This window comes from Actinotalea solisilvae, assembly GCF_016464425.1.
In the GTDB taxonomy this organism is placed as follows: domain Bacteria; phylum Actinomycetota; class Actinomycetes; order Actinomycetales; family Cellulomonadaceae; genus Actinotalea; species Actinotalea solisilvae.
This window is the reverse complement of record NZ_JADDKQ010000007.1, coordinates 19,105-44,914: the sequence shown is the minus strand read 5'-3', so window position 1 is coordinate 44,914 and position 25,810 is coordinate 19,105. Positions and strand designations below refer to the sequence as shown.

The window sequence follows — 25,810 nt, the reverse complement described above, 5'->3', positions numbered from 1 at the left end:
CCCCGCAACGTCAGCGACGACACGGATGGGGTTGCGATGAGGACTCAGCAGGTCAGGACGACCGGTCTCACGGCCGCGGCGCTCGTCGCCGCGATCACGCTCGCCGGGTGCGCGGCCAGCGGCAGCGGCACGGCCGACGGCGCCACGGAGGACGGCGGCTACGTCGCGCCCGGGCCGAGCACGGCCGAGGAGACCTACCCCGAGCCCGAGCCGTCGTCGGGCGCCGCCCGGTCCGGGATGACGGACCCCGCCGGGGACCCGCTGTCGACCTTCGCGCTCGACATCGACACCGGCTCCTACACGCGCTTCCGCGACGCCATGACGCAGGGGTACGGCGTCGACCCGAGCGAGGTCCGCACCGAGGAGTTCGTCAACTACTTCGCACAGGACTACCCCGCCCCCGAGGACGGGCTCGGCGTGACGATCGACGCCGCCGCCCTCCCGTTCGAGCCCGAGCACCGCCTGGTGCGCGTGGGCATCGCGAGCGCGCCGACCTCGACCGAGTCGCGGCCGGACGCCGACATCGCGCTCGTCGTCGACTGCTCCGGCTCGATGGGCGACGACGGCAAGATCGAGACGACCAAGACCGCGCTGCGGACGCTCGTCGGCTCGCTACGCGCCTCGGACCGGGTCGCGATGGTCTGCTACTCCACCGAGGCGTCCGTGGCGCTCGAGCCGACGTCGGTGTCCGAGCGCGGCACCGTCCTCGACGCGATCGAGGCGCTCTACCCGCAGGACTCCACCAACGCCGCCGCCGGGCTCGCGCTCGGCTACGACCTCGCGCTCCAGATGCGCACCGAGGGTCGGATGACGCGCGTCGTCCTCATCAGCGACGGCGTCGCGAACGTCGGCGAGACCGACCCCGAGGGGATCCTCCAACGGATCAGCACCGAGGCGAAGTCCGGGATCAACCTCGTGTCGGTCGGCGTCGGCATCACCACCTACAACGACTACCTGCTCGAGCAGCTCGCCGACCAGGGCGACGGCTGGCACGTCTACATCGACACGGCGGCGGAGGCCGAGCGCGTGTTCGCGTCGGGCCTGACCGGCTCGCTCGTCGTCGCCGCGACGGACGCCCGCGCCCAGGTCGAGTTCGACCCCGCCCAGGTCTCGGGGTACCGGCTGATCGGCTACGAGAACCGGGCGATCGCCGACGAGGACTTCCGCAACGACGCCGTCGACGCCGGCGAGGTCTTCGCGGGTCACACGACGACCGCGCTCTACGAGGTCGCCCTGCGCGACGCCAAGGCCCGCGAGCCGTTCGTCACCGCGACGGTCCGCTACCTCGACGAGTCCGGCCGGGCGGTCGAGCGCACGGGAACCCTGGCGGCGTCGGACACCGCGTCGTCGCCGCGCGAGGCGTCGCCCCGCCTGCGCCAGGACTTCGTCGTCGCGCTGCTCACCGACCGGCTCGTCGGCGGCCCGTGGTCGGAGCGCGTGAGCGACGCGGACCTGCGCGCCGAGGCGGAGGGCCTCACCGCAGCGCTCGACGGCGACGCCGACGTCGCGGAGCTCGTGGACCTCGTGCACCGCGCGACCACCTGAGCGAGTTCTGGCACGGATCCGGCGGTGGGAGCGCCGGATTCGTTCCAGAACCGCGAGGGCGCTCAGCGGTGCGGGCAGCCCCAGCCGTCGCGCACGGTCACCGTGCGGACCTCCATGGCCCACTGGGTGAGGGTGTTCTCGTCGTCGAGCATGGCCGTGACGGTCGCCGGGCCGGCGACGTAGGTCTCGGTGCCGGGCTCGGCGCTCACCGGCACGACGACGTGCTGCGTGTGCCAGCGGCCGTCGCACCGGAGCCCGAGCTCCTTCCAGCCGAACACGTCGCCCTGCTCCACGTTGACGAAGCCCTCCCACTGGATGCCGTCCGTGCCGTTCGGCACGCACCGGATCCGCAGGGACACCGACACCGCGGCGCCGCCGTCGACGAGCCGGGCGTGGGGCATGATCGTCAGCCCCGCGGGCGAGCGGCTCGCCCAGCCGGGTGCCGCGACAGCGGGCTGCGCGACCACCCCCAGCACGGTGACGAGGGCCAGCAGCAGCACTCCGAGCACGGTTCGCCGACGCATCGATCGCTCCCTTCAGGTGCTCGCCACGCTAGGTCGCACCTCGCCGGACGGGTCAGGGCCGAAGGACCTCGGGTCCACCGCCGGGAGCCGCCTCCTCGCGCCGTCGTGCTCTTGACCTGCGTCAAGGACGTCGCCGCGCGCGCTGCCTAGCGTCGGAGGCACCCGCACAGGAAGGACGCTCCGATGCTCCTCACCCGCCTCCTCACCACCGTCGCCGCCGCGCTGCGGCCCGTCCCGGTCCGCGCCCACTGCGACACGGCCGACGGTCCGGCGGTCACCGCCGGACGCCGCGCCCTCGAGACGGGCGACGTCACGCCCGCGCTCGCCTGGATCCCCGCCGGGGGCGAGGCCGAGCTGCGCGACGTCTTCGACCGCGCCCTGCGCGTCCGCGTGCTCGGGCCCGACGCCGCCGTCGTCGCCGACCGGCTCTTCCTCGAGACCCTCGTACGCCTGCACCGGCAGGGCGAGGGCGTCGGTTTCACGGGGATTCAGCCCGCCGGCGCGCACGTCGACCCGGTCGTCGCGGCCGCCGACGCCGCGCTGGAGTCCGGGTCCGACGACGACCTCCTCGCGCTCCTGCCGCCCGAGCGGCGCGCGCCCGTGCACGCGCTCTTCGGCGCGGCCCGGGCGGCGCGCGACCACGACGCCGCCGACGTCGACGCCGGCCGGCGCGCGGTGGCCGCGTACGTCGCGTTCGTCCAGCACGCCGAGGGGGAGGACCACGGCCACCACGACGACGGGTCCGCGCGCGAGCACGCACACGCGCACGCGCACTGAGGACGCGACCGTGCTCCGTCTCGCCCGCGTCGTCGGCGCGTCGATGGCGCCGACGCTCCGGCACGGCGACCTCCTCGTGGTGGCCCGGGCCGCACGCTCGGGCCGCCGCGCGACGCACGCCCACCGGGGCGATGTCGTCGTGCTCGAGCACGCGGGGACGCGCCTGGTGAAGCGGCTCGTCGGCGTGCCGGGCGACGTCGTCGAGCTCGAGGCCGGGCGCCTGGCGGTCGGCGGCCGGCCGCTCGACGGCGGCCCACCCCCGCGCGGCGCGGGCCGGACGACCTGGCACGTCCCGCCCGGCCACGTGTTCGTCGCGGGCGACGACCCGGCGGTCTCCGACGACTCGCGCGTGTGGGACGACCCCTTCGTGCCCGACGCGGCCGTGCGCGGCGTCGTCGTCGCGCGGGTGCCGCGGACGCGGCCGAGGCGGGTCAGGCTCCGTCGGCCAGCCGTTGCAGCCCGTCAGGGTCGGTGATCGCGACGGCGCGGCCCGCCCCGACGGCGACGAGGCCGCGCGCGGCGAGCGACGCGAGCGCGCGGCTGAGGCTCTCGGGCGAGGTGTCCAGCAGGGACGCGACGTCCTTCTTGGCGAGCGGCAGGCGCACGGTCGCGACGCCGTCGGCCCACGCGCTGGGGAGGCCGAGCAGGTAGTCGGCCAGGCGCGACCCGACGTCCCTCGACGTCACGGCGTGCAGCCGGTCCTCCGTGGCCGCGAGCCGCCGGCTCACCGCCGCGAGCAGCCGCAGGCCCAGCTCGGGGTGCTCGCGCACGAGCCGCGCGAGGTCGTCGTGGCGGAAGACGCACAGGGTGCAGTCGTCGACCGCTGTGGCGCGGTCGTCCCGTCGCTCGCCGGAGAAGACGGCGACCTCGCCCGTGAACTCGCCGGGGCCGAGCACCCGCAGGAGCTGCTCGGCGCCGTCGGGCGCGAGCCGCGCGAGCCGCAGCCGGCCCGTGTGGACGACCATGAGCTGGGCAGGCGCGTCGTCGGACGCGTAGGCGCTGCGGCCCGCGGCGAGGCGCACGGGCCGCGCGAGCGCCGCCACGCGCTCCTGGTCCCGAGGCGAGAGGGCCGCGAAGACCGGGACGCGCGCCACGCACGTGTCGGCCATGCGGCCAGCCTAGGGACGACGGCGCCTACGGTGGGCGCATGGCCGTCGCACGCACCCGCCGAGCACGCGTGGCGCGCCGCCGGCAGCGGCGCATGGCGGCGGTCGAGCACGACCTGCGCCCCGAGCAGTGGGCGGCGCTCGTCGCGGCGTGGGGCGGCTGCGCGTACTGCGGCGCGGCCGACCGCGCGCTCCAGCGCGACTGCGTGCTGCCGATCTCGCGCGGGGGCCGCTACACCCTCGGCAACATCGCGCCCGCGTGCGGGCCGTGCAACGCCAGCAAGTGCAACGACGAGGTCACCGGCTGGCTGCGCCGCAAGCGCCTCGACGAGCGCGCGTTCCTCGAGCGGCACGTGGCGATCCAGCGCGAGCTCGCGGAGCGGTTCGGCGCGGACGTGGCCATTACGGGGAACGAGCCCGACCCGGTGGCACCGTCCGCGCCGTAGCGCTCAGCCCGGCGTCCCCACCGACGTGCGGGCGGCGTCGTGACCGGGCGCGCCGGGGAACAGGCGGGCGAGGACGTCCGCGAGCGTGACGACGCCCGCGAAGGCGCCGTCGTCCTGGACGACCGCGAGGTGGTTGCGGGACTCGCGCATCGACGTGAGCGCGCTGTGGACCGGAGTGTCCGCCTCGAGCACGAACACCGGGCGCATGAGGTCGGCCGCGGGGCGGTCGTCGGGCTCGGTGAGCGTGTCGCGCACGTGGACCACGCCCTGCAGGGCGTCGGCCGGCCCGACGAGCACGCGCAGGTGACCGGTGCGCCGCGTCGCCTCGCGCACCTGCTCGACGTCGGCGTCGGCCGGGACCGCCGTCGGGCGCGAGCCCGTGCGGACGAGGTCGCGCACGACGAGCGTCTCGAGCTCGAGCGCGCCCGCGATCTGCGTCGAGAACGACGCGTCGAGCGCGCCGACGTTCGCCGAGTGCTCGACGAGGTGGCGCAGGTCGTCCGGGTTCTGCCCGGACGCGAGCTCGTCGGTCGGCTCGACGCCGACCCGGCGCAGGCACCAGTTCGCCATCCCGTTGAGCGCCACGAGCAGCGGCCGCGTGACCAGCATGAACGCGCGCATCGGCAGGGCCAGCACGGTCGCGGACGTCTCGGGGTGCGCGATGGCCCACGACTTGGGCGCCATCTCGCCCACCACGAGGTGCAGGAACGTGACGATGACCAGCGCGAGCACGAAGCCCGCGACGTCGGCGACGACGGTCGCGACGCCCCACTGCTCGAGCAGCGGGGTCAGCCAGTGGTGCAGCGCGGGCTTGGTGAGCGCGCCGAGCGCGAGCGTGCACGCCGTGATGCCGAGCTGGGACCCGGCGAGCAGGACGGTGAGCTCGCCCGAGCTGCGCAGCGCGGCGCGCGCGGACCGGCTCGTCGCGGCGGCGTCCTCGAGGCGGTGCCGCTTGGCCGCGAGGAGCGCGAACTCGACCGCGACGAAGAACGCGCTGAGTGCGATGAGACCGGCCGTGACCAGCGTGAAGACCAGGGGGTTGCTCATCGGGCGCTCCCCTCGCCGTCGGCGTCGGCGTCCGCGTCGGCGATGCCGGGCGCCTCCTCGGCGGGCACCGTCACGCGGACCGTCGCCGGCACGTGCCGGTCGATCGACAGCACCTCGACGCGCATCCACACGGTCTCGGGCTCGTCGGCGTGGGCGAGGTCGCCCGGGTCGGGCGGCAGCTCGACGAGCACGCTCGTGCCGACGTCGGGCAGCGCGCCGTGCTCGGCGATGACGAGGCCCGCGATCGTCTCGTGGTCCCCGCGCGGCAGGTCGTGGCCGATCGCGCGCTCGACCTCGTCGATGTGCACGTCGCCGGCCATGACCCAGGTGCCGTCGTCCTCGACCGGGACGTAGGTCGGCACGGCCGGGTCGTGCTCGTCGGTGATCTCGCCCACGAGCTCCTCGGCCAGGTCCTCGAGCGTCACGACGCCCGCGAAGCCGCCGTACTCGTCGACGACGCACGCGAGCTGGTTGCGGCTCTCCGCGAGCAGGCGCAGCACGTCCGGCAGGCGCATGACGGTCGGGACCATGACGGGCGGGCGGACGTGCGCCGCGACGGCGTCGGCGCTCGGCTGCGGCAGCAGCAGGACGTCCTGCAGGTGCACGACGCCGACCACCTGGTCGTCGTCGTCCAGCACCGGGTACCGCGAGTGGCCCGTGCTCATGAGCGCGCGCACCTCGTCGACCGTGTCCTGCCCGCGCACGACGTCGACGCGGGCGCGCGGGATCATCGCGTGCTCGACGTCGCGCTCGGGGAAGTCGAGCACGCGGTCGAGCAGGAGCGACAGGTCCTCGGGCAGGTCACCGCTCTCGCGCGAGTCCGCGACGATGTGCTCGAGGTCGCGGACCGTGGCCGCGTGCTCGACGTCGTGCACGGGCTCGATGCGCAGCGCCCGCAGCAGCAGGTTGGACGCCTGGTCGAAGACCCGGATGAGCCAGCCGAAGACCGTGAGGTAGAGCGTGGTCGACGTCGCCAGGCGCAGCGCGACCGGCTCGGGCCGCGCGATGGCGAGGTTCTTGGGGAACAGCTCGCCGAAGAGCATCTGGACGAACGTCGAGAACAGCAGCGCCAGCACGGTCCCGACCGCGATGCCGACGCCCGTGGGGACGCCGACGCCGCCCAGCGCGGTCCCGAGCGACGCGCCGATGAGCGGCTCCGCGACGTAGCCGACGAGCAGCCCCGTCACCGTGATGCCCAGCTGCGCGCCCGAGAGCATGAACGACGTGCGCCGCGTCACCGACAGCGCCCGCTCGGCACCCGCGTCGCCGGCCGCGGCCCGCGCGCCGAGCCGCGAGCGGTCCACCGCCATGTAGGAGAACTCCTGGGCGACGAAGTAGCCGGTGGCGGCCGTGATCGCGAGCACCACGAGGATGCCCAGCAGCAGGGACAGGACCCACATCACCGCATCCCCCCTGGCGCCAGTGCGCTCGCGCGCGGGTCAGGGGGGTTCGTACTGTCGCCGTCCATCTCTCTCCAGGGTGGGGGACCGGTCAGCGCGTCAACGTGCGGGCCCCGGCAGGCGTTCCCGCACCCCGACGCCGCCGACGACCACGACGGGGCCGTCCAGACCGCCGCACCCGGCGCACCAGGTCCTCGGTCGGGCCCGACGCGGCCTGCCGCGACCGTCAGGCGTGCCCGGCGCGCTCGTGGGCGTCGTGGCCCACGGGCTCCAGCTGGAACGTGCAGTGCTCGGTGTCGAAGTGGTCGCCGAGGCAGTCACCGAGCGTGTCGAGCACCGCGCCGGCGCGGCCGCGCGCGAGGCACTCCTCGTCGACGACGACGTGGGCGGAGAGCGCGGGCACGCCGCTCGTGATCGTCCAGGCGTGCAGGTCGTGCACGTCGACGACGCCGGGCACGCGCCTCATGTGCTCGCGCACCTCGTCGAGGTCGATCCCCCGCGGCGTCGCCTCGAGCAGGACGTCGAGCACGTCGCGCAGCAGCGACCACGCGCGCGGCAGGATGAACAGCCCGATCGCTGCCGAGGCGACGACGTCGGCGCGCGTCCACCCGGTCGCCACGATGACCAGGCCCGCGACGACGACGGCGACCGAGCCCAGCAGGTCACCCAGCACCTCGAGGTAGGCGCCGCGCACGTTGAGGCTCGCCCGCTGCCCCTCGCGCAGCAGCAGCAGCCCGACGACGTTCGCGGCCGCGCCCACGAGCGCGACGACGAGCATGGGGCCGGTCGCGACGTCGGGCGGGTCCGACCAGCGCCGGACCGCCTCGACCAGCACCCACACGGCGACGACGCCGAGCAGCAGCGCGTTCGCGAGCGCCGCGAGCACCTCCGCGCGCTGCAGCCCGTAGGTCCGCGCGTTCGTCGCGGGCCGTCCCGCGAGGCGCGCGCCGAGCAGGGCGATCGCGACGGCCGTGGCGTCCGTGAGCATGTGCCCGGCGTCGGCGAGGAGCGCGAGCGAGCCGGAGACCAGCCCGCCGACGACCTGCACGCCCGCGACCGCGAGCGTCAGCACCAGCACGACGGCGAGGCGACGGCGGTGCCGCCCGGTCGCCGTCCCGTGGCCGTGCTCGTGGCCCATCAGCCCCGCACCCCGCGCTCGAGCAGCTCGCCCTCCCACGCCTCTCGCCCCTCGTGCAGGGCGAAGGCCGCGATGACGAACCCGGCCACCGGGTCGAGCCACGTCGCGCCGGTGAGCGCGTGGAGCACGAGACCCGCCAGGGTCGAGACGCTCAGCAGGACGCAGATGCGCGTCTCCGCCGCGTCCGCCAGGACGAGCCGGTCGCCGAGGCGCAGGCCGACGCGGCGCTTCGCCGCGGCGAGCAGCGGCATGACGACCAACGAGGCCACGAGCACGCCGACCGCGACCGGCGACCGGTCGGGCGCCTCGCCCGCGAGGAGGCTCCGCACGCCCTCGACGACCACGTAGCCGGCGAGGAGGAAGAACGTCACCGCGATCGCGCGGAGGGCACGACGCTCGCGCCGCTCGTCCGTCACGCCGTCGCGCAGACGCGCCGCGAGGCGCACGGCGACGAGCACGCCGGCGGCGGACTCGATCGCGGAGTCCACGCCGAACCCCACGACCGACACCAGCCCCGCGACCGCCCCCGCGGCGATGGCGACCACGCCCTCCACGACGTTGTAGGCCACGGTGAACCGGGCGAGACCGAGTGCCCGGCGCGTGAGCGCGCGCGTCTCGACCGGACCGACGGCGACCCCCGCGCTCACCGGCCGACCCCGAAGGTGGGGCACAGGACGACGGCGTCGCCCGTGAGCTCGAGGAGTCGCTCGGCGGCCGCGAGCAGGTCCACGACCGCGTCGGTGTGCGCGATCGAGTACACCGACGCGCGTCCCTGCGCGCGGGACGTGACGAGCCCGCAGTCGCGCAGGCACGCGAGGTGCTGGGAGACGGTGGACTGGGCCAGCCCGAGGTGCCGGGTCAGGTCCACGACCCGGTGCTCGCCGAGGGCGAGGTGGCGCAGGATCGCGAGCCTCGCCGGTTCGGCCAGCCCGCGGAACAGGCACGACGCCGCCTCGAGCGCGGCCGCGTCGGGGCGGGGCGCCTCAGGGAACGCGGGGCGATCGGTATCCGCCTGTGTCATCGTCACGTACCGATGCTAGCCGTACCGCTGTCGCCTCCGCCGACGCCGGCGCACCTGCCGGGCGAGGGTGCAGCGGCCCCGCTCGCCGCCCCGGCCCGATCCGGTCGTGGTCGTCCCCGTCGTCGGGATCGGCCGAGCCGCGGGGCGTCGCGCGGGGTGCGGCGGCCTGCGCCGCCATACTGGCGTCCCGACCAGCACCGGAGGACCAGATGCGCGCGCGACGTCGTACCGCCCTCGGTTCCCGGCGGTCGGGAGCCCTGCTCGCGCTGACGGTGCTCGCGGCCGGCGTGCTGTCCGGGTGCACCGGCGGCGACGCGGCCGCGCCGAGCCCCACGCCGACGTCCGAGCGCCCCGCCCCGCCCACGCCCTCGTCGACGCCCAGCCCGACCCCGGAACCCGAGCCGACCGAGGCCGAGGCGCCGGCGCCGCTCGTGGAGCTCACGGGTGACCGGGTCGGGGACCTCGTCATCGGCGAACCCGTCGAGCTCGCCCAGGTCGAGGAGCTGCTCGGCCCGGCGGACGAGGTCGCGGCCTTCCTCGCCGACTGCGGGGCACCGCATCTCGACCACGCGATGTTCGCCGGCCTGGCGATCCTCATCGACACCGACGACGGCTCGCTCTTCGGCTGGACCCAGCAGGGCGAGGAGCCCGCGGCCGGCGTCGCCTACCCGCACGACCTCGGGCCGGGTGCTGCCTACGCCGACGTGGCGGCGCTCCCGGGGGCCCAGACCGGCTACGTGGAGAACTTCCAGGTCGAGTCGGTCGAGGCCGACGGCGTCGTCTGGTGGTTCGAGACCACCGACCCCGCGAGCCCGGCGGTCGTCCTCGGCAGCGTCATCCTCGGCTGCGGCTGACGGCCGCCAGCCTCGCGTCGGCCGTCCCGGCGCACCGACGGGCGAGGCGCGAGTTCGCCGACGCGTCACCTCCCGGCCGCGTGTCGGTCGCGCGCGGGTGGACGTCCTCTGCCTACCCTGGACATGCAGCAAGGGCCCCTCGGAGTAAGCGTCCGAGGGGCCCTGCTGCGTGATCGACCGTCCGCGGCTCCGGTTGCCCGGTGCTGCGGTCCCGCTCCGGCGATGCGGCGGATCGTCGTCGTCCGTTCGGGGCCGAGGCCCCTTCGGACGTCCGTCGGGGCCGAGGCCCGTCAGGATCGTGTCGATCCAGCGATCACGTGCGACCGGTCCGGTGCGATCCCTGCGGCGCCATCCGCAGCTCTCGGGGTCGCCCCCTCGAGGTCCCACCAGGTCGCCCCGGTGAGCTGGTCCGTCGTGCTCCGATCTGCCGGCTCGGTGCGGTCCGTCGCCCTCGCCACGGGTCCGTGGTCGGTCCCCGCCGGGTTGCCCCAGCGGCTCCCTCCCAGGTTCTCCCTGGCCAGGCCCTCCCGGGTCTCCCCGGTCGGTGCGGCGGTCCGTCCTTGCCGATGACCTAGTTCTAGTCCTGCCCCGGAAGGGCCGACAAGGGCTTCCCGGGCCGACTTTCTGTCCACCGTCCGCGCACAGCTTCGTCCACATGCGGGCACGGTCATCCCCAAGGTTCCCCACAGGCCTGTGCACGAAAGATGTGCACGACCGGGCGGGACGACTGCTCCGTTCGGGTGGGGCCTCAGCCCCGGACGTCGTGCAGGTGGTGGACGACGTCGTGCACGAAGTAGCGGCCGAGGCTGAGCACGGTGAACTGCGAGCCGTTGCTGCGGTAGCCCGGCCGCGCCCACTCGTCGTCGGCCACGCCCGAGAACGCGGCGACGGCGCCCTGCGCGGCCGCGCGCAGCTCGCGCGCGACGGTCGCCGGGTCCTGCTCGCCGTAGCGCTCGGCGACGGCGGTCTCGTCCTGGTCCCAGTTCTCGAACTCGGGCCCGTCCTCGTCCCGCATGAGCCGCGCGCGCCGGCCGAAGATCGTGAAGACGTCACGCACGTGGCACGCGTACTCGAGCGGCGACCACACGTGCGGCGCCGGCCGCGCGGCGACGTCGTCGCGCGTCAGGACGTGCTCCCAGCGCGCCGTGTAGCTCTCGACGAGGTCCGGGATCTCGGGGCCCGAGACCGCCTCGGCCTGGAAGCCGCACTCGGGGCACGGGGCGTCGAGCACCCAGGTCCAGTCCTTGGTGTCCGGTTCGATCTGGTCGTCAGCCATGCCCGGACCCTAGCGCCGGGCCCCCGACCACCGCGCGCCCCTCCGGGGTGGGAGAATCGCGACGTGCCGAAGATCATCGGGGGCTCGCTGACCGAGCACCGCGAGCAGACCCGCAACAAGCTGTTCGCCGCGCTCACGAGCCTCATGAGCGACCGGGGCTTCGACGCGATCACGCTCGCGGACATCGCGGCGGCGGCGGGGATCGGCCGGACGGCCGTCTACAACCACTTCCCCGACAAGGAGTCGCTGCTCATCGCGTTCATCACGCAAGAGACCGAGCAGTACGTCGCGACGCTCGAGCGAGCGCTCGCCGACGTCGAGGACCCGGTCGACCAGCTGCGCACCTACGTGCGCCAGCAGACGCAGCTCAAGCGGGTGTTCCACCTCGCGCCCGGACCGGACCTGCGCAGCGTCCTCTCGCGCGGGACGCGCGCCCAGCTGCGCGAGCACGCCGAGCTCGTCGAGGAGATCCTGCGGCGCATCCTGCTGGAGGGGATCGCGAGCGGTGACCTGCCTGCGCAGCCGCTCGAGACGACGGTGCCCCTCATCAACGCGTGCCTGTCGAGCCGCAGCGTGCCCGACGAGGGCCCGGGCCGCGAGGCCGCGATCGCGGCCACCGAGACCTTCGTGCTCCGGGCGGTCGGCGCTCCCCCCTCGCCGAGATGACGCCTTCCGCCGGCGTGTCGGGCTGACACGCCGGCGGAATCGGCATCCCGGCGAGGGGCCGGGTGGGTGGGCGGGTCAGACGACCTGGACGTCGTCGTACGCGGTCCCGCTCTCCTCGACCGTCGCGAGGATCCACGCGAGGATCTCGGCGCGGTCCGTGCGGTAGGCGAAGTCGTTGCCGCGGCACCAGGCGTTGAGGCCGTAGGACGTCACGGCGACGATCGTGTTGGACGTGTAGCCGCCGAGGAACACCGGACCGCCGGAGTCACCCGAGCAGGTCCCGCCCTTGCCGGTGCCGTTGCCGTTGCTCTGCAGCGTGAAGCCGCCCGCCAGGCCGCCCTCGACGTTGTTGATGCGCGCGGACGCCATGAGGCGCTCGCGGAACGACGTCACGTGGACGGGGTTGCTCTCGGTCAGGCCGTAGCCGGAGGCCGTGACGGTGAGGTCCTGGCGACCACGCTGCGTGCCGTACCCGTCGAGCGTCCCGGCCGCGGCGAGCACGCCGTACTCGGGCAGCATGATCGGCTGGTCGAGGACGACGAGGCCGACGTCGCGCACGTCCCGGGCGTTCGGGAAGCCCTCGAAGTCCGTGAAGCCGTAGTCGTAGAGCTGGTCGGACATCGCGCACGTGACGCCGAGCGTGCCGGCGGCGCACGTCTCCGGGTAGCCCGAGACGGGGTCGAGCTCGGTGGCCGGGTCGTAGTTCACGCCTGCGTCCTGCTGGAAGTAGACGCGGGCGGTGACGGCCTCGGTGGACTCGGCGGTGCAGTGGCCCGCCGTGAGGAAGACGGTCGGCGTCAGCAGGGCGCCGCTGCAGCGGTGGGTGAACTCCCCGTCCGCGTCGTAGAACACGACGAGGCCGACGTAGGGGTGCTCGGTGTCCTCGACGTAGTTGCCGGTGATCGCCGAGGCGGGGGCGGAGAGCCCCACCAGCAACGCGATCAGGGCGACCAGGGTGATGAGCGGTCTGCGCACGGTTCCTCCCAGACGACGGTGTCCGGATGGCCCGGTTTCGGGTCACCTTCGCCGCACGGTAGGCCCGACCGACCCGACGCGCGAGTGCTCGAGCTCCTCACCCGGGCGGCGGCGGGCGACCTCTGACCCCCGCCGGCACGGCGGGGGCGCCGGTTCTGGAACGGATCCGGCGCGCGCGGTGGCGTCCGGGTTCCAGAACCGGCGCGCGGCCGGTGGGTCAGCCGTGCAGCGGGAGGGCGAGGACCGCCGGGCCGCCGTCGACGACGCGGACCGGGACGCCCCAGTCCTGCTGGTTGAGGTGGCACGCGGGGAACTCGACCGCCGGGTCGGCGTCGCACGACGCCGCCTGCGCGGTCACGTGCAGCACGCCCTCGGCGACGTCGGGGTTGATCCGCAGCACGCGCTCGAGCGGGACGTCGTCGCCCGCGCCGTCGAGCAGCAGCTCGGGCGGCGTCGACGACACCTGGAGGCGGGTCGAGGGGCCGTAGCGGTCGTCGTACTTCTGGCCCGTCGCGGGCGTGAACACGACGTCGAGCCGCACCTCGCCCGACCCCACCTCGGAGACCGGTCGCTGCGTGCGGTGCGCGCCGCGGTCGAGCAGCTCGCCCGCGAGCCGCGCCGGCAGGCGCAGGCGCGTGAGGCGGTGCGCCGCGGACTCGACGACGAGGAGGTCGACCGCGCCGTCGTCGTGCACCTCGACGAGGAGGCCGGACGGCTCGGCGAGGTCGCGCGCGACGGTCGTGACCTCGCCCGGACCGCCGTCGGCGCCGGGCGCGTAGCGGCGGACCGCGCCGTTGTAGGTGTCGGCGATCGCGACCGAGCCGTCGGGCAGGACGGCGACCCCGAGCGGGTGCTGGAGGAGCGCCTGGTCCGCCGCCCCGTCGCGGTGGCCGAAGTCGAACAGGCCCGCGCCGACGGCGGTCCCGACCGCGAGGTCGGCGGTCCCGGGCGCCGAGTCGACCCAGCGCAGGGCCGAGACCTCGGAGTCGGCGAGCCACAGCCGGCCGTCGCCGCCGACGGCGAGACCCGAGGTCTGCGCGAACCACGCGTCCTCGACCGGGCCGTCGAGCAGGCCCTCGTTCATGGTCCCGGCGAGGTGGGCGACGACGCCGGCCTCGGGGTCGAAGGTCCACAGCGTGTGGTTGCCGGCCATCGCCACGACGAACGACGCGAGCGGCGCGAACCACACGACGTCCCACGGCGACGAGAGCTTGGTCGCCTGGGCCGGTCCGGTGTGCAGCACGCCCTCGGGCACCGCGTCGTAGCCGTCGACGACGTTGTCCGCCGCGCCGACCATCGACTGCTGCCCGTTGCCCGCGAGCGTGCGGACCGCGCCGTCGGAGAGGCGGACGCCGCGCAGCGCGTGGTTGACCGTGTCGGCGACGACGACGTCGTACCCGAGCGTCTCGCGGAGGTGGTCGGGCACCAGGGCGAGGCCGTTGGGCTCGCTGAAGCGGGCCTCGTCCGGGGCGCCGTCGCGCAGGCCGCGCTCGCCCGTGCCGATGCGGCGCACGAGCGTCTCGCCGTCCTCCGCGAGCTCGGCGAGCGAGTGGTGGCCGGCGTCGGCGACGAGCAGGTGGCCGTCCGGGAGGCGGATCGCCTTGGCGGGGAACCGCAGCGTGGTCTCGGCGGCCGGCGGCGGCACGTAGGGTCCGTCGCCGCGGTGCAGCGTGCCCTTGGCCTCGTGCTCGGCGACCAGCTCGCGGACCAGGACGGCGAGGTTGTTCTTGTGCCCCTCGCCGGCCATGTGGGCGACGATGTAGCCCTCCGGGTCGACGACGACGAGCGTCGGCCAGGCGCGGGCCGAGTACGCGGACCACGTGGTGAGGTCCGGGTCGTCCAGGACGGGGTGGTGCACCTCGTACCGGTCGACGGCGGCGGCGAGCGCGACCGGGTCGGCCTCGTGGACGAACTTGGGCGAGTGCACGCCGACGACCACGAGGACGTCGCGGTACTCCTCCTCGAGCTCGCGCAGCTCGTCGAGCACGTGCAGGCAGTTGACGCAGCAGAAGGTCCAGAAGTCGAGCAGGACGATCTTGCCGCGCAGGTCGGCGAGCGTCACGTCCCGGCCGCCCGTGTTGAGCCAGCCGCGGCCGACGAGCTCGGAGGCGCGGACGCGGGGCAGGCGGGTGCTCGTGTCGGTCACGGAGGTAGTCAACGCGAGACAGCCCGTCGAGCATCCCTCCGTCCCAGGGAGCGGCCACTCCGACGGCCATCCGCGGAGGGTCCGGGTCGTCAGGCGTGCCGAACCCTCCGCCGCGCTCCCGGAGCGCGCCCCCGCCGCACGGGGAGGACGCGGGGGCGCGGGAGGTTCAGATCGCGCGGACCGCCCCGACGACGCGCACGTCCACCGGGACCCCGTCGACGCGGGTCGGCACGCCGGCGCCGTCGGCGGGGCGCTCGACGTTGACGCGGAGGAGGTACCCGTCGCCGTCGGGCTGGAGGCCGATGCCACGCACGCCCGTCCGGCCGGCGAGGGCCGTGCGCAGGTGCGACTTGGCGGTCCGTGCCTGGTCCAGGTCGGCCATCGTCACCTCGCGGTCCGGCGGCCGGAGCCGCACGTCAGCGGGAGAAGCTCCCGCCGGGGGCGCCCTCCACCTCGAGGTCCGCGTCCAGCTGCCGGAGCACGGTCGCGATCGGGTTGAGGTACGTGAGCCCGGTGCCATTCTCGCCCCCGGTCTCGCTCCCCGCAAAGAGCAGCCCGACGGCGGCGCCCGCCGCCTCGTCCCCGTCGGCGAGGTAGACGAGCGACCCGCTGTCCCCGCCGCGCGAGAACGGGCCGGTCGCGAGGCCCTCGACCTCGATCTGGTCGTCGAACGAGAGCTCGCCCATCTCGGCGCCGTAGCCGACGACGACGTCGTCCAGCTCGATCGCGGTGACGCGGCCTCGCGTGAGGCCGGTGGTGCGGCCGATCTTCTCGACCTCCTCCGCCCCGCGGACCTCCGCCACGCGCGTGACCGGGCCGATCGGGTAGGCGAGGTCGACGTCCACGCCCTCGTCGACCAGCGCGACCGCCGCGTCGACGAGCGCCGTGACGCCCGGCCGCAGCTCGGCGTACGCCGCGAGCGTCGCCACCCTGTCCTGCGGGTCGCGGCCGCCGTCGGCCGGGCCGGGCTGCAGCACGGCGTCCCCGACGGACGCCGACGGCGAGCCGACGAGCACGTGCCAGTTGGACAGGACGTGCAGCCGACCGCCCACGCGGACGAACGCGCCGAGCGTGCCCGCGGAGACGTCGGCGTGCGCGATCGAGACGCCCGGACGCAGCGGACGCGCGCGGCCCGTCTCCCCGACCGCCTGCGCGGTCACGACCGGTGGCCGCGGCCGCGGGGCGTCGCCCGACCGGCCGCGCTCCGGAGCGCCCACCACCCCCTGCGCGACGACGGCGTCGCGACCCGGCACGGCGCGGATGCGCCCGGTGCGCCGCACGTCGACACCGGGACCGACCTGCTCGACCACGCGGCGCGCGACCATGCGCGCCCGCGGCACGCCGAGCCGGTACCGCACGGCCACGCCGAAGCCGCCGTCGGGCAGCGGGGCGAGGCCGACCGCGACACCCCCGCGCTCGGGGGCGTGCGGCGCGCCCGCCGCGCTCGCGTCGACCTGGCGCTCGGTCAGCTCGCGCACGTAGGCGGCCACCTCCCGCTTGGTCCGGCGCGCCTCGTCGAGGTCCATCCCCGCGCCCGCGCCCACGCGCGCCCCGATGCCCGTGCTGCCCATGCGTCCCCCTGCTCCGTCGACCGTCCGTCCCGAGTGTGCCGCCTGGCGCCGACACCCGTACGGTCTAGCCAGACGTTCTCACGCACCACCGCCGGGTGGTCGGACCAAGGAGGCACCGTGCGGATCGAGCTGCCGACCGACGAGGCGCTGACGCTGGCGCGGGCCCAGGGCGTGATCCCGCCCTTCGTCCGCTCCGTGCGGGTGCAGGGCTCGACGGTGCACGCCGTGGTCGACGCGTCGCAGCTGCTGGGCAAGCAGGGCGGCCTCGGCCGGTTCCTCGGCGGGCTCGCGGGCGACGTCCCCGTCGCCGCGACGTTCACGGGCTGGGCCGACGGCGTCGCGACCGTGACGGTGCGCGCCGAGAGCCGCGGCATCCCGCTGCACCGCTTCATGCCGCTCGTCGAGGGCAAGGTCCGCGAGCAGCTGCGCGCGCAGGGCCTGCCCGACGGCGTCGTCGACTTCCGCACGGGCGCCGAGGACCCGGTCGTCGCGGTCGACGTCCGGCGGCTCGTCGCGAGCAAGGTCGCGGGCGTGGTCGTCACCGACCTGCGCCTGCACGACGGCGTCGTCGTCCTCACCGCCGCGCTCGAGCCGGGCGTGCCCTTCCGCGTGCTCTGACCTGCACGGCCGCCGGCCGCCGGGTCAGGCCGGGCCGGCCGGACCCGGCGGCACCGCCGGCGCCGCGCCCGGCGGTGGCTCGCCGACGACGGCGACCGGCCGCGGCTCGTAGGCCTCGCGCGTGACGTCGGCCCTCTCGATCCGGGAGAGCCGGAACCACCGCACGGCGTCGTGGTCCCGCGACCACGCGACGAGGTGCCACCAGCCGCGCGCGTGCGCGAGGAGGATCGGCTCCACGTGCCGGCGCGTGACCTCGTCCCTGCCCGAGCGGTACCGGATCGCGAGCACGCGGCGGCGCCCGAGGGACTCCTCGACGGCGCGCAGGACCCCCGGGTCGGTGCCGGCGTCGTCGTCGCCGGGCCGGGCCTGGGCGAGGCGACCGTCGAGCCAGACCCGGCCGGCCACCCGCTCCGCCCGCGCCCGGTCCGCCGGCCCCAGCGCGTCGAACACCTTGCCGCGCGCCGCGGCGCCGTCGGCCGAGAACGGGCTGCCCGGGGGCATCGCCGCGAGCGCGACGGCGACCGCGACCGCCTGGGCCGGCGTGAAGTTCACCGGTGGGAGCGACGCGACCGCGTCGAGCACGTAGCCCCCGCCCGGGCCTGCCTGCGCCCAGATCGGGAGGCCCGCCTGCTGGAGCGCGGAGACGTCGCGCTTGATGGTGCGCTCGCTCACCTCGAGCAGGCGGGCGAGCCGCGGGCCGGACGTGCCCGCACGTCCCGCGCGCCGCAGTTCCTCGGCGACGGCGTAGAGCCGCTCGGTCCTGTTCACGCGGCCTCCCGAAGGTCGTCCGACAATGGTGACAGACCGGTGTCACCGAGGGCGTGCGACGGTGGGCTCATGAGCAACGACACGACCTCCCCGTCCACCACCCCGACCACCGACGCCGGCGCAGACGCCGCGCGCTCCACCGTGCACGTCGTCCTCGTCCCGGGCTTCTGGCTCGGCGCGTGGGCCTGGGACCGCGTGGTGCCCGGCCTGCGCGACGCGGGGCTCGAGCCGCACGCGGTGACGCTGCCGGGCCTCGAGTCCGCCGAGGCGGACCGGGCGGGCATCACGTTCGAGGACCACGTGGCCGCCGTCACTGACCTCGTCCGCTCGCTCGACGGCGACGTCGTGCTCGTCGGGCACAGCGGCGGCGGCATGGTGGTGCAGCACGTCGTCGACCGCCTGCCCGACCGGGTGCGGCGGGCCATGTACGTCGACTCCGGACCGATGCGGGAGGGCGCGACGATCGCGCCGGACGCCACCGGCGCCGACCACCCCATCCCCGCGTGGGACGAGCTCGCCGCGCAGGGCACCAGCGCGGACGGGCTCGACGACGCGCTGCGCGCGGAGGTCGAGCGCCGCGCGGTCCCGCACCCGGCGGGCGTCGCGAGCGCGCCGGCGCACCCCACCGACCCGCGTCGCCACGACGTCCCCGTCACTGTGATCTGCACGAGCATCCCGTCCGACGTGCTCCAGCAGCTCATCGCCGCCGGCCAGATGCCGGCCGAGCTCCCGGACACCCGTGACGTCACCTACGTCGACCTCCCGACCGGCCACTGGCCGATGCTGTCGCGCCCCGACGACCTGGCCGCGGCGATCGCGGCGGCGGCGCGCGGGTAGGCGCCCGGACTGTGCGGCGCACGGGACGAGGGTGGCGCAAGCGGCCCCGTCGGGCGCTCGCGACGTCACTCCCGTCCCACGCGTCCCGTGCGCCGCACGTCCCGTCGCCGAGCCGTACGGGCCCGCCCGCCGACCTCCTGAGAAAGATCTTGGAACTCGCTGCATCCGGACGCCGCCCTCCCCGGGTAGTTCAGATGTCAAGCAGTTCTCGTGCCTCTCCGGGGGCAGGACTCAGGAGGAACCATGCGCGCTCGTCTGACCGCCGGACTCGCCGGCACCGCAGCCCTCGGCCTCGCCGCCCTCGGCGCTCTCCCTGCCGCGGCCGCCACGGCCGACACCGCCAAGCTCTCCGTGCTCCACGGCGTGCCCGACCTCGTCGTCGACGTCTGGGTCAACGGCGAGCGCACGCTCGACGACTTCGCCCCCGGCGACCTCGCCGGCCCGCTCGACCTGCCCGCGGGCACCTACAGCGTCGCCATCACGGCGGCCGACGCTGCCGACGCCAGCGCCCCCGCGATCGGCCCCGTCGACCTGCCCCTCATGGGCGGCATGAACTACACCGCGGTCGCGCACCTCGACGCCGCGGGCGCGCCGACCGCCACGCTCTTCACCAACGACGTCTCCCAGACCGCCGCCGGCCAGGGCCGCCTGACCGTGCGCCACACCGCCGCGGCGCCCGCGGTCGACGTCCTGGCCGGTGGCTCGCCCGTGATCACCAACCTCTCGAACCCGGCGGAGCAGGTCCTCAACCTCCCGGCCGGCACCGTCTCGGCCGCGGTCGCCGCGACCGGCACGACGGCGCCCGTCATCGGCCCGGCCGACGTGCCGGTCACCGAGGGCACGAGCACCATCGTCTACGCGTGGGGCTCGCTCGACGCCGGCAACCTCCAGCTCGCCGTCCAGACCATCGACGGCCTGCACTCCGCCCCCGCCGGCGTCCCGTCCGGCGAGCTGGGCCTGGCGGACACCTCCTCGTCCGCCCCCTGGCTGATCGGCGCGGCCCTGCTGACCGCCGCGGGTGGTGCCGTCCTCCTGGGGCGCCGCATGAACGCGGCTGTCGCGCAGGACTGACCCACACCGATCAGGTCGGGTGCGGCGCCCCTTGCCCTGCGGCGCCGCACCCGGCGGCCACCCGGCCAGGCCCGCGACCGACGACCGCGAGGTCGGCCGGGTGGCCCTCGCCCCGCCCCGTACGCACAGCGGGGCGGGGCCTGTCATGGCAGAGCCGGGCACCGACCCGTCGACCGCAGGAGGCGCACGATGACCGCACGGACGCTCGCCGCGGCCGCCGCCCTCCTGGTCCTGCTCGCCGGGTGCGGCGCGGACCCGCAGCCCACCCGCACCACCGAGGCCGTCGCCTCGCCCACCCCGACGACGACGGCCGCGCCCGGCCCGGTCGTGGACGTCCCCGTCCGCTCGACCGACCTCGCGTCGGCCACGGCCGCGCAGACCACGGGCCCCGCGCCGACGGCCGTGAGCATCCCGGCCCTCGAGGTCCAGCTGCCCGTCGACCCCGTCGGCGTCCAGGCCGACGGCCAGATGGAGATCCCCCCGCTCGCCGAGCGCGCCGGCTGGTACCGCTTCGGTGCCGCACCGTCCGACCCCGACGGCACCACCGTCGTGGCGGCCCACGTCGACTCGGTGGCCTCCGCGGGGCTCGGCCCCTTCGCGCGGCTCGGGGAGCTCGCCGTCGGCGACGTCGTCGAGGTGACGCTCGCCGACGGGACCGTGGCGGCCTACGCCGTGAGCTCCGTCCAGCAGGTCGCGAAGACGGACGCCGCCTGGGACGCGGTGTTCACGCGCGAGGGCCCGCGCCGCCTGGTCCTCGTGACGTGCGGTGGTACGTTCCAGCGCGAGGAGCGTCGCTACTCGGACAACATCATCGTCACGGCCGACCCCGTGCTCGGCTGATGAGCCTGGCCGCCGGCGACCACGTCGGCATCCCGATCCCCCGGCCGGTCCGCAGGCCCGGCCACCGACCCGCGGGAAGGAGCGCTCCGCTGTCCTCGTCACCCGTCGCGCAGCTCCACCCGCCCGCCTCGTGGGCGGACGACGCGCTGGGCCGCGCCTTCGCCGCCGGCGACGAGACCGCGCTCGCCGAGGCGTACCGCCGCTGGTCGCCCTTCGTCCACACCCTCGCGCTGCGCGCGCTGCGGGACGACGACGACGCCCAGGACGTCACGCAGCAGGTGTTCGTCAGCGCGTGGCGCGGCCGGCAGGGGTTCGACCCCGGACGTTCCCCGCTCCGCGCCTGGCTCACCGGCATCACCCGCAACGCGGTCGCCGACGTCCACGCCCGGCACGGGCGGGACCGGCGCAACGAGGAGGCCGTCGCCGCGACGACGGGGCGGGACCCCGAGCCGGAGACGGCGCACCTCGCGGAGCGGCTCACGGTCGCCGACGAGCTGACGCGGCTCGGCGAGCCGCAACGCACGATCATGGCCCTGGCCTTCTGGGAGGACCTCACGCACGACCAGATCTCCGCGCGGCTCGGACTGCCGCTCGGCACGGTGAAGAGTCACATCCGGCGCAGCCTGCTGCGCCTGCGGGACAGGTTGGAGGTGGACGGTGGAGCACGTTGACGAGGAGACCCTCGCGCTGGTGGCGCTGGGCGAGACCGTCGCCGACGCCGACCGTGCACACGTCGACGGCTGCGCGCGGTGCACCGCGGAGGTCGCGGAGCTCGCCGCTGTCGTGGCGGTCGGGCGTGCCGCACGGCCGGGCGACACCCTCGTCGCCCCGCCGGCCGGGGTGTGGGACCGGGTCCGCGCGGAGCTCGACCTGCCTGCCGGGCTCCGCCCGGACGGACAGGCGCCCGCCGCGCCGACGGCTGCCTCCGCGCCCGCCCCGGCGACCGGTGGCGGCGCGCCCGTGACGGTGCTCGCCGAGCGCCGCCGTCCCCGCACGGCCTGGATCGCTGCGGCGGCCGCCGCCGGCGTCGTCGTCGGCGGGGCGGGCGCGACCCTGGTGCCGCGGCTGCTCGACCCCGCGGGGGCGGAGGCCGAGGTCGTCGCCGAGGCGACGCTCGACCCGCTGCCCGGCTGGGAGGCCACGGGCGAGGCGGTCGTCGAGGTCGCGGCCGACGGCTCGCGCGTGCTCGTCCTCACGGTCGACGAGCAGGACGGCGACGACGGCTTCCGCGAGGTGTGGCTCATCGACCGGGAGGTCACGCGCCTCGTCAGCCTCGGCGTGCTCACGGGCTCCGAGGGCCGGTTCACGGTCCCCGACGGGCTCGACCTCGACGACTTCGCGGTCGTCGACGTGTCGGAGGAGCCGTTCGACGGGGACCCCGCCCACTCGGGCGACAGCATCGTCCGCGGCGTCCTCGACGTCTGACCGCCCGGCCCCGGACGCAGCACCGCCCGCGACCCCCGGGGGGCGCGGGCGGCGTCGTGCGTGCGGCGCGGCTCAGACGGCCGGGCCCGCGGGGCCCGCCGGCGGCGGCGTGCGCGTGTCGTAGCGCTCGACGACCTCGCGGTGGCTCGTGTTCGCGCGCTGCCGGTTGTAGACCATGCCCATGATCAGGGCGATGATGCCCGCCACGATCATGATGTAGCCCACCATGTTGAGGTTCACCACGTCCCACGTGTCGGGGGCGATGGCGAACGCGAGGATCGCACCGACGACGATCAGGAAGATCCCGCTTCCGATTCCCATGGTCGTACCTCCTCCTCGGCGGTCGGGGGACCGACCGGTTCGGCACGAGCATGGCGGAGGTGCCCCGGGTCCGCCTGTCGAGAGCGGGTGAACGGCGCCGCACCACCCGTCCGGGCGACGCCGCCGCCTCGCGGGCCGGCTGTCGGCCCGACCTACGATGGTCGTGCGCCACCGAGGCGCCCCGTGCCCGAGCACGACGAGCCGATCGAGGTGCCCCATGGCCGAGCCCCGCCGCGAGCGCGGCATGCGCTTCACCGAGCGCTTCCTGCTGCCCGTCTTCGGCCCGGCCCAGGTGGGCGACCGGACGCGCGGGCACGCCGCGTCGGCCGAGGACCGCGAGCGCGAGGCGGCGCTGCGCACGACGCTCGAGCGCGTCGTCGGCCCGGACGGCCGCGCGTACATGGTCGAGCGCCCGGCGGAGCCGCAGGACTGAGCGATCGCGGGCGGTCAGCGTCCGGGCTCGGTGCCCTGCGCCTCGACCGCCTGCTGCGGCCTCGGCGTCGCGTCGCGCCGCGCGAGCCGCTCGAGCATCGCGTTGTACTCGGTGAGCTCGGCGTCGCCGTCGCGGTCCGCCGCGCGGTCCCGCCGCCGGGCCGTGCGCTCGTCGTCGCGGGTCCAGGCGACGGCGACCGCGATCGCGAGCACGAGCATGGGCAGCTCGCTGATGCCCCACGCGATGGCGCCGCCCGCCTGCTGGTCGGCGAGCGCGGAGGGCCCCCAGGGCCGGCCGAGGAGGCCGAACCACCGCGGCACGAGGAGCGCCTCGGAGCTGACGATCGCGAGCCCGAAGAAGGCGTGGAACGCCATCGTCGCGAACAGCAGCAGCAGCCGCAGCGCGTAGCCCGGCCGGTGCGGGCCGGGGTCGACGCCGATGAGGCCGTTGACGAACAGGTACCCCGCGAGGGTGAAGTGGGCGACCATGAGCAGGTGCCCGACGTACGTCGTCAGGGCGAACGAGAACGCGTCGGTGAAGTAGAAGACGAACATCGAGCCGGCGAAGTTCACGGCCGCGACCACGGGGTGCGCGAGGACCGTCGCCCACCGTGAGTGCACGAGGCCCAGGATCCACTCGCGCGGTCCCCACGAGCCGTCGTCGCGCGGCGGCAGCGCGCGCGCGGCGAGCGTCACGGGCGCGCTGAGCACCACGAGGATCGGCACGACCATGACGAGCACCATGTGCTGGAGCATGTGCGCGCTGAACAGCACGTGCCCGTACACGGCCGGGCCGCCCGACGTCGTCCAGGCGAGCAGGAGCATCCCCGCGAGGAGGCTGAGGGTGCGGTGCACCGGCCACGCGTCGCCGCGCCGCCGCAGGCGCGCGACCCAGCGCCCGTAGACGACGACGGCGGCGAGGCAGCCGAGCGCGGGCAGGAGGTCCCAGCGGAAGCTCGTGAGCCACAGCTCGGCCGTCGGCGCGGGCGGGAGCGCGTGGCCCGTGACGATCTCGGCGGGCGTCGGCGTGGTCGGCGGCTCGAGGTCGGCGGGCGGCGCGGTCGAGCCGAGCGCGACGGCGACGCCGGACACGGCGCCCATGACCGCGAGCTCGACGGCGACGAGGCGCCAGAACACCCCGGGCGCACGTGAGGCTGCTGGCGTGCTGCGCTCGGCGAGCCGGCGCACGACGGCGCGTCGGTGGAGCGCCCCGAGGACGCCGAGCGCGACGAACAGCCCGATCTTCGCGACGAGCAGGAGGCCGTACGGCGTCGCGAGGTCGCCGGGCTCGTCCAGGCGCTGCACCGCGTTGACCGTGCCGGAGACGGCGACGCCGGCGAAGCACCACGCGGCGATGCCCGAGAAGCGCGCGACGGACGGTGCGAGGTCCCGGCCCAGGCGGCCGCTCACGAGCGCGAGCCCGGCGAGCGCGCCGATCCACACGGCGGCGCCGAGCAGGTGCAGGAACAGCGAGGAGATCGCGAGCTCGTGGTTGGTCGAGCCGACCGTGTGGCCGCTCGTCGAGAGCATGGCGAGGGCCGACGCCGCGAGCAGCGCGCTGACCAGTGCGCCCGCCGGCCGCGTGACGAGCAGCGCGACGACGCAGGTCAGCGCGGCGACGACGGTGATCCCGAGGAGCGTGCGGCCGAGCGAGACGGACGACACGAAGAGCCCGAGCTCGGCGCCGTACCCCTCCCCGCCGACGGGACGGCCTGTGATCTGCGCGTACGTGAGCACGAGCTGCACGACGCTCGCGACCGCCCAGACGCCCGCGGCGACCGAGGCGACCACGGCCGACGTCGGCCACGCGCGGCCCTCGCCCGGGGTGCGTCCGGCGGCGCGGGGCAGGACGAACGCGGCCAGCACGAGCGAGCCGATCGTCACCGCAGCCGCGAGCTCGGTGACGACGGTCGAGAGCGGGAGCCCCCAGCGCACGACGGCGCCCGGGTCCAGCAGGGTCGGGGCGACGGCACCCGAGAAGGCGACGCCCGCGGCGGCCGCCGCGAGGGCGACGAGGAGCCCGGCGACCGCGCCCGCGACCGGAAGTCGGCGCGCGGGGGTGGTCGGGGCGGTCACCGCCTCAGCCTACGGCGGGCCCACGGGCGCCCCGCCCGGTCGGCCCGCCGGTGACGGCGGGCCCGTCGGTGCGGTGGAGGCAGCCTCGGCTCCACCAGGACGCTGCGCCGCCGGCTCGCGCCCCGCTCAGCACGGGAGGCGGTCGCCGTACAGGCGACGCACCTCGTCGTCCGTCAGGGCGTGCACCTCGTGCGGCATCTCCTCCCACCACGTGCCGCACACGGAGCATCGCCAGACGGCGACCTGCTGGACGACGCTCTCGAGGAGGTACGGCTCGTGGTCACCGGTGTAGGCCCGGCGCTCGCACACGGCGCAGCCGCCCCGCGGGTGCTCGGCCAGCCGGCGCGAGATCTCGCGACGCACCTCGGGCGGCACCGGCGTCGTCGTGCGCTCCTCCTCCGCGACGCGCGCGTCGGCGGCCACCCCCAGCTCGTCCAGGCGGCGACGACGCTCCTCCGCCTCGGCGACCCGCTGCGCGGCGGCTGCGCGCTGGCGCGCGCTCAGAGGGACGTCCATCAGCCCTGCAACGTCCGCCGGGCCTGCGCGACGGCGTCGGGCAGCAGCTCCATCCCCACCGACTGGCCGGGGTTCAGGACCACGCCCGAGCCCGCCGGCACACGAGCGAGCAGGTCCGCGCCGCTGAGCGTCAGCGCGTAGGGCGCGAGGTCGGCGAGCTCACCGATCCGCGACACGTGGGTGAACACGGCGAGCATCGTGACCCCCTCACGGTCGAAGAGCACGGGGACGAAGCCCTCGAACTCCTCCCCGACCGGCGCACCGCTCGGCACGACGAGATCGGCCGCCGGCAGTGCCGCCAGGACGGCGGCGGCGTCGCCCGACTGCTGCCCCGCGGCCAGCGCCGACTCGAAGGGCGTCATCGGGATGAAGGTGGGCACGGTCAGGTCTCCGATCGAGGGGGTTCGCCGCGAG

Annotated in this window: 30 protein-coding genes; 13 read left to right on the top strand and 17 right to left on the bottom strand. The window is 75.7% G+C overall.

The window, feature by feature from the left end:
• The first annotated feature begins 36 nt into the window (after positions 1 to 36).
• The gene (locus JIG38_RS07100; RefSeq protein ID WP_199423071.1) at positions 37 to 1,545 is read left to right on the top strand and encodes a vWA domain-containing protein; all 1,509 of its coding nucleotides are present in this window, start codon (positions 37 to 39) and stop codon (positions 1,543 to 1,545) included.
• A gap of 62 nt (positions 1,546 to 1,607) precedes the next feature.
• On the opposite strand, the gene JIG38_RS07095 is transcribed toward JIG38_RS07100, so the two are convergent.
• Entirely contained in the window at positions 1,608 to 2,069 is a 462-nt protein-coding gene (locus JIG38_RS07095; RefSeq protein WP_199423070.1) for a hypothetical protein, read from the bottom strand.
• 183 nt (positions 2,070 to 2,252) lie between these two features.
• Between JIG38_RS07095 and JIG38_RS07090 the strand changes: the two genes are divergently transcribed.
• Together JIG38_RS07090 and lepB are read left to right on the top strand one after the other, a co-directional pair.
• On the top strand, positions 2,253 to 2,846 hold the full coding sequence (locus tag JIG38_RS07090) for a DUF6448 family protein (protein ID WP_199423069.1): 594 nt from the start codon (positions 2,253 to 2,255) through the stop codon (positions 2,844 to 2,846).
• Positions 2,847 to 2,856: 10 nt separating this feature from the next.
• Positions 2,857 to 3,321: a signal peptidase I gene (gene lepB / locus JIG38_RS07085; RefSeq protein WP_199423068.1), complete on the top strand. Its 465-nt coding sequence runs from the start codon at positions 2,857 to 2,859 to the stop codon at positions 3,319 to 3,321.
• On the opposite strand, the gene JIG38_RS07080 is transcribed toward lepB, so the two are convergent.
• Positions 3,278 to 3,955, bottom strand: a complete 678-nt coding sequence (locus JIG38_RS07080) for a Crp/Fnr family transcriptional regulator (RefSeq protein ID WP_199423067.1) — start codon at positions 3,953 to 3,955, stop codon at positions 3,278 to 3,280. The genes lepB and JIG38_RS07080 overlap by 44 nt on opposite strands.
• A gap of 38 nt (positions 3,956 to 3,993) precedes the next feature.
• Here JIG38_RS07080 and JIG38_RS07075 point away from each other — a divergent pair, with 38 nt between their 5' ends.
• Positions 3,994 to 4,398: an HNH endonuclease gene (locus JIG38_RS07075; protein WP_199423066.1), complete on the top strand. Its 405-nt coding sequence runs from the start codon at positions 3,994 to 3,996 to the stop codon at positions 4,396 to 4,398.
• A 3-nt stretch (positions 4,399 to 4,401) separates the two neighbouring features.
• Here the strand turns inward: JIG38_RS07075 and JIG38_RS07070 are convergent, their stop codons facing one another.
• From JIG38_RS07070 to JIG38_RS07050, 5 genes are all read right to left on the bottom strand, one after another.
• Positions 4,402 to 5,445, bottom strand: coding sequence for a hemolysin family protein (locus JIG38_RS07070; RefSeq protein ID WP_199423065.1), 1,044 nt, complete (start codon positions 5,443 to 5,445; stop codon positions 4,402 to 4,404).
• The gene (locus JIG38_RS07065; RefSeq protein ID WP_199423064.1) at positions 5,442 to 6,845 is read right to left on the bottom strand and encodes a hemolysin family protein; all 1,404 of its coding nucleotides are present in this window, start codon (positions 6,843 to 6,845) and stop codon (positions 5,442 to 5,444) included. Before JIG38_RS07065 ends, JIG38_RS07070 begins: the two co-directional genes overlap by 4 nt.
• Positions 6,846 to 7,071: 226 nt before the next feature.
• Positions 7,072 to 7,983 (bottom strand): cation diffusion facilitator family transporter, encoded by a 912-nt coding sequence (locus tag JIG38_RS07060; RefSeq protein ID WP_199423063.1) that lies wholly within the window; start codon positions 7,981 to 7,983, stop codon positions 7,072 to 7,074.
• Positions 7,983 to 8,630: a cation efflux transmembrane domain-containing protein gene (locus tag JIG38_RS07055; protein WP_199423062.1), complete on the bottom strand. Its 648-nt coding sequence runs from the start codon at positions 8,628 to 8,630 to the stop codon at positions 7,983 to 7,985. The genes JIG38_RS07060 and JIG38_RS07055 overlap by 1 nt, the downstream gene beginning before the upstream one ends.
• Positions 8,627 to 9,004, bottom strand: coding sequence for an ArsR/SmtB family transcription factor (locus tag JIG38_RS07050; protein ID WP_199423306.1), 378 nt, complete (start codon positions 9,002 to 9,004; stop codon positions 8,627 to 8,629). The genes JIG38_RS07055 and JIG38_RS07050 overlap by 4 nt, the downstream gene beginning before the upstream one ends.
• A gap of 209 nt (positions 9,005 to 9,213) precedes the next feature.
• On the opposite strand from JIG38_RS07050, the gene JIG38_RS07045 reads away from it, so the two are divergent.
• Positions 9,214 to 9,858: a hypothetical protein gene (locus tag JIG38_RS07045; RefSeq protein WP_199423061.1), complete on the top strand. Its 645-nt coding sequence runs from the start codon at positions 9,214 to 9,216 to the stop codon at positions 9,856 to 9,858.
• A 748-nt stretch (positions 9,859 to 10,606) separates the two neighbouring features.
• Here JIG38_RS07045 and JIG38_RS07040 read toward each other — a convergent pair.
• On the bottom strand, positions 10,607 to 11,134 hold the full coding sequence (locus JIG38_RS07040) for a DinB family protein (protein ID WP_199423060.1): 528 nt from the start codon (positions 11,132 to 11,134) through the stop codon (positions 10,607 to 10,609).
• Between the two features lie 63 nt (positions 11,135 to 11,197).
• Between JIG38_RS07040 and JIG38_RS07035 the strand changes: the two genes are divergently transcribed.
• A complete protein-coding gene (locus JIG38_RS07035; RefSeq protein WP_199423059.1) occupies positions 11,198 to 11,800 on the top strand; it encodes a TetR/AcrR family transcriptional regulator in 603 nt (200 codons plus the stop codon).
• Between the two features lie 75 nt (positions 11,801 to 11,875).
• Here the strand turns inward: JIG38_RS07035 and JIG38_RS20950 are convergent, their stop codons facing one another.
• The 4 genes from JIG38_RS20950 to JIG38_RS07015 form a co-directional block, all read right to left on the bottom strand.
• A complete protein-coding gene (locus JIG38_RS20950) occupies positions 11,876 to 12,775 on the bottom strand; it encodes a trypsin-like serine protease (RefSeq protein WP_199423058.1) in 900 nt (299 codons plus the stop codon).
• Between the two features lie 217 nt (positions 12,776 to 12,992).
• Positions 12,993 to 14,921, bottom strand: a complete 1,929-nt coding sequence (locus tag JIG38_RS07025) for an NHL domain-containing thioredoxin family protein (RefSeq protein WP_199423057.1) — start codon at positions 14,919 to 14,921, stop codon at positions 12,993 to 12,995.
• Between the two features lie 166 nt (positions 14,922 to 15,087).
• Complete coding sequence (locus JIG38_RS07020) at positions 15,088 to 15,303, bottom strand: hypothetical protein (protein ID WP_199423056.1); 216 nt, start codon at positions 15,301 to 15,303, stop codon at positions 15,088 to 15,090.
• A 34-nt stretch (positions 15,304 to 15,337) separates the two neighbouring features.
• The gene (locus tag JIG38_RS07015) at positions 15,338 to 16,492 is read right to left on the bottom strand and encodes a Nal1-like putative serine protease (RefSeq protein WP_233404601.1); all 1,155 of its coding nucleotides are present in this window, start codon (positions 16,490 to 16,492) and stop codon (positions 15,338 to 15,340) included.
• Positions 16,493 to 16,609: 117 nt separating this feature from the next.
• Between JIG38_RS07015 and JIG38_RS07010 the strand changes: the two genes are divergently transcribed.
• Positions 16,610 to 17,110, top strand: coding sequence for a hypothetical protein (locus tag JIG38_RS07010; protein WP_199423055.1), 501 nt, complete (start codon positions 16,610 to 16,612; stop codon positions 17,108 to 17,110).
• 24 nt (positions 17,111 to 17,134) lie between these two features.
• Here the strand turns inward: JIG38_RS07010 and JIG38_RS20945 are convergent, their stop codons facing one another.
• A complete protein-coding gene (locus JIG38_RS20945) occupies positions 17,135 to 17,878 on the bottom strand; it encodes a helix-turn-helix transcriptional regulator (RefSeq protein ID WP_199423054.1) in 744 nt (247 codons plus the stop codon).
• A 69-nt stretch (positions 17,879 to 17,947) separates the two neighbouring features.
• Here JIG38_RS20945 and JIG38_RS07000 point away from each other — a divergent pair, with 69 nt between their 5' ends.
• The 5 genes from JIG38_RS07000 to JIG38_RS06980 all read left to right on the top strand — a co-directional run bounded on the left by JIG38_RS07000 (position 17,948) and on the right by JIG38_RS06980 (position 22,051).
• Positions 17,948 to 18,715, top strand: a complete 768-nt coding sequence (locus tag JIG38_RS07000; protein ID WP_199423053.1) for an alpha/beta fold hydrolase — start codon at positions 17,948 to 17,950, stop codon at positions 18,713 to 18,715.
• Positions 18,716 to 18,958: 243 nt separating this feature from the next.
• Positions 18,959 to 19,786 carry a DUF4397 domain-containing protein gene (locus tag JIG38_RS06995; RefSeq protein WP_199423052.1) on the top strand — a complete coding sequence of 276 codons (828 nt, stop codon included), beginning with the start codon at positions 18,959 to 18,961 and terminating at the stop codon, positions 19,784 to 19,786.
• A gap of 189 nt (positions 19,787 to 19,975) precedes the next feature.
• Positions 19,976 to 20,626 carry a class F sortase gene (locus tag JIG38_RS06990; RefSeq protein ID WP_199423051.1) on the top strand — a complete coding sequence of 217 codons (651 nt, stop codon included), beginning with the start codon at positions 19,976 to 19,978 and terminating at the stop codon, positions 20,624 to 20,626.
• Positions 20,626 to 21,297 (top strand): RNA polymerase sigma factor, encoded by a 672-nt coding sequence (locus JIG38_RS06985; protein WP_199423050.1) that lies wholly within the window; start codon positions 20,626 to 20,628, stop codon positions 21,295 to 21,297. The genes JIG38_RS06990 and JIG38_RS06985 overlap by 1 nt, the downstream gene beginning before the upstream one ends.
• The gene (locus JIG38_RS06980; RefSeq protein WP_199423049.1) at positions 21,284 to 22,051 is read left to right on the top strand and encodes an anti-sigma factor; all 768 of its coding nucleotides are present in this window, start codon (positions 21,284 to 21,286) and stop codon (positions 22,049 to 22,051) included. Before JIG38_RS06985 ends, JIG38_RS06980 begins: the two co-directional genes overlap by 14 nt.
• A 72-nt stretch (positions 22,052 to 22,123) precedes the next feature.
• On the opposite strand, the gene JIG38_RS06975 is transcribed toward JIG38_RS06980, so the two are convergent.
• Positions 22,124 to 22,372, bottom strand: a complete 249-nt coding sequence (locus tag JIG38_RS06975; RefSeq protein WP_199423048.1) for a DUF6458 family protein — start codon at positions 22,370 to 22,372, stop codon at positions 22,124 to 22,126.
• 217 nt (positions 22,373 to 22,589) lie between these two features.
• Between JIG38_RS06975 and JIG38_RS06970 the strand changes: the two genes are divergently transcribed.
• The gene (locus tag JIG38_RS06970) at positions 22,590 to 22,805 is read left to right on the top strand and encodes a hypothetical protein (RefSeq protein ID WP_199423047.1); all 216 of its coding nucleotides are present in this window, start codon (positions 22,590 to 22,592) and stop codon (positions 22,803 to 22,805) included.
• Between the two features lie 14 nt (positions 22,806 to 22,819).
• Here the strand turns inward: JIG38_RS06970 and JIG38_RS06965 are convergent, their stop codons facing one another.
• The 3 genes from JIG38_RS06965 to JIG38_RS06955 all read right to left on the bottom strand — a co-directional run bounded on the left by JIG38_RS06965 (position 22,820) and on the right by JIG38_RS06955 (position 25,776).
• On the bottom strand, positions 22,820 to 24,880 hold the full coding sequence (locus JIG38_RS06965) for a bifunctional copper resistance protein CopD/cytochrome c oxidase assembly protein (protein WP_199423046.1): 2,061 nt from the start codon (positions 24,878 to 24,880) through the stop codon (positions 22,820 to 22,822).
• Between the two features lie 126 nt (positions 24,881 to 25,006).
• Positions 25,007 to 25,396 (bottom strand): hypothetical protein, encoded by a 390-nt coding sequence (locus JIG38_RS06960; protein ID WP_199423045.1) that lies wholly within the window; start codon positions 25,394 to 25,396, stop codon positions 25,007 to 25,009.
• Positions 25,396 to 25,776: an SseB family protein gene (locus JIG38_RS06955; protein WP_199423044.1), complete on the bottom strand. Its 381-nt coding sequence runs from the start codon at positions 25,774 to 25,776 to the stop codon at positions 25,396 to 25,398. Before JIG38_RS06955 ends, JIG38_RS06960 begins: the two co-directional genes overlap by 1 nt.
• Between the last annotated feature and the right edge of the window lie 34 nt (positions 25,777 to 25,810).

Excerpts from the sequence above, each read along its gene's own strand:
- JIG38_RS06990 (WP_199423051.1), top strand. The coding sequence starts at position 19,976 with ATGACCGCACGGACGCTCGCCGCGGCCGCCGCCCTCCTGGTCCTGCTC.
- JIG38_RS07075 (WP_199423066.1), top strand. The coding sequence starts at position 3,994 with ATGGCCGTCGCACGCACCCGCCGAGCACGCGTGGCGCGCCGCCGGCAG.
- JIG38_RS07045 (WP_199423061.1), top strand. The coding sequence starts at position 9,214 with ATGCGCGCGCGACGTCGTACCGCCCTCGGTTCCCGGCGGTCGGGAGCC.
- JIG38_RS07100 (WP_199423071.1), top strand. The coding sequence starts at position 37 with ATGAGGACTCAGCAGGTCAGGACGACCGGTCTCACGGCCGCGGCGCTC.
- JIG38_RS06975 (WP_199423048.1), bottom strand. The coding sequence starts at position 22,372 with ATGGGAATCGGAAGCGGGATCTTCCTGATCGTCGTCGGTGCGATCCTC.
- JIG38_RS06985 (WP_199423050.1), top strand. The coding sequence starts at position 20,626 with ATGAGCCTGGCCGCCGGCGACCACGTCGGCATCCCGATCCCCCGGCCG.
- JIG38_RS07080 (WP_199423067.1), bottom strand. The coding sequence starts at position 3,955 with ATGGCCGACACGTGCGTGGCGCGCGTCCCGGTCTTCGCGGCCCTCTCG.
- JIG38_RS07000 (WP_199423053.1), top strand. The coding sequence starts at position 17,948 with ATGAGCAACGACACGACCTCCCCGTCCACCACCCCGACCACCGACGCC.
- JIG38_RS06960 (WP_199423045.1), bottom strand. The coding sequence starts at position 25,396 with ATGGACGTCCCTCTGAGCGCGCGCCAGCGCGCAGCCGCCGCGCAGCGG.
- JIG38_RS07095 (WP_199423070.1), bottom strand. The coding sequence starts at position 2,069 with ATGCGTCGGCGAACCGTGCTCGGAGTGCTGCTGCTGGCCCTCGTCACC.
- JIG38_RS06970 (WP_199423047.1), top strand. The coding sequence starts at position 22,590 with ATGGCCGAGCCCCGCCGCGAGCGCGGCATGCGCTTCACCGAGCGCTTC.
- JIG38_RS07015 (WP_233404601.1), bottom strand. The coding sequence starts at position 16,492 with ATGGGCAGCACGGGCATCGGGGCGCGCGTGGGCGCGGGCGCGGGGATG.
- JIG38_RS07050 (WP_199423306.1), bottom strand. The coding sequence starts at position 9,004 with ATGACACAGGCGGATACCGATCGCCCCGCGTTCCCTGAGGCGCCCCGC.
- JIG38_RS07060 (WP_199423063.1), bottom strand. The coding sequence starts at position 7,983 with ATGGGCCACGAGCACGGCCACGGGACGGCGACCGGGCGGCACCGCCGT.
- JIG38_RS06995 (WP_199423052.1), top strand. The coding sequence starts at position 18,959 with ATGCGCGCTCGTCTGACCGCCGGACTCGCCGGCACCGCAGCCCTCGGC.
- JIG38_RS07090 (WP_199423069.1), top strand. The coding sequence starts at position 2,253 with ATGCTCCTCACCCGCCTCCTCACCACCGTCGCCGCCGCGCTGCGGCCC.
- JIG38_RS07020 (WP_199423056.1), bottom strand. The coding sequence starts at position 15,303 with ATGGCCGACCTGGACCAGGCACGGACCGCCAAGTCGCACCTGCGCACG.
- JIG38_RS07065 (WP_199423064.1), bottom strand. The coding sequence starts at position 6,845 with ATGTGGGTCCTGTCCCTGCTGCTGGGCATCCTCGTGGTGCTCGCGATC.
- JIG38_RS07070 (WP_199423065.1), bottom strand. The coding sequence starts at position 5,445 with ATGAGCAACCCCCTGGTCTTCACGCTGGTCACGGCCGGTCTCATCGCA.
- JIG38_RS07040 (WP_199423060.1), bottom strand. The coding sequence starts at position 11,134 with ATGGCTGACGACCAGATCGAACCGGACACCAAGGACTGGACCTGGGTG.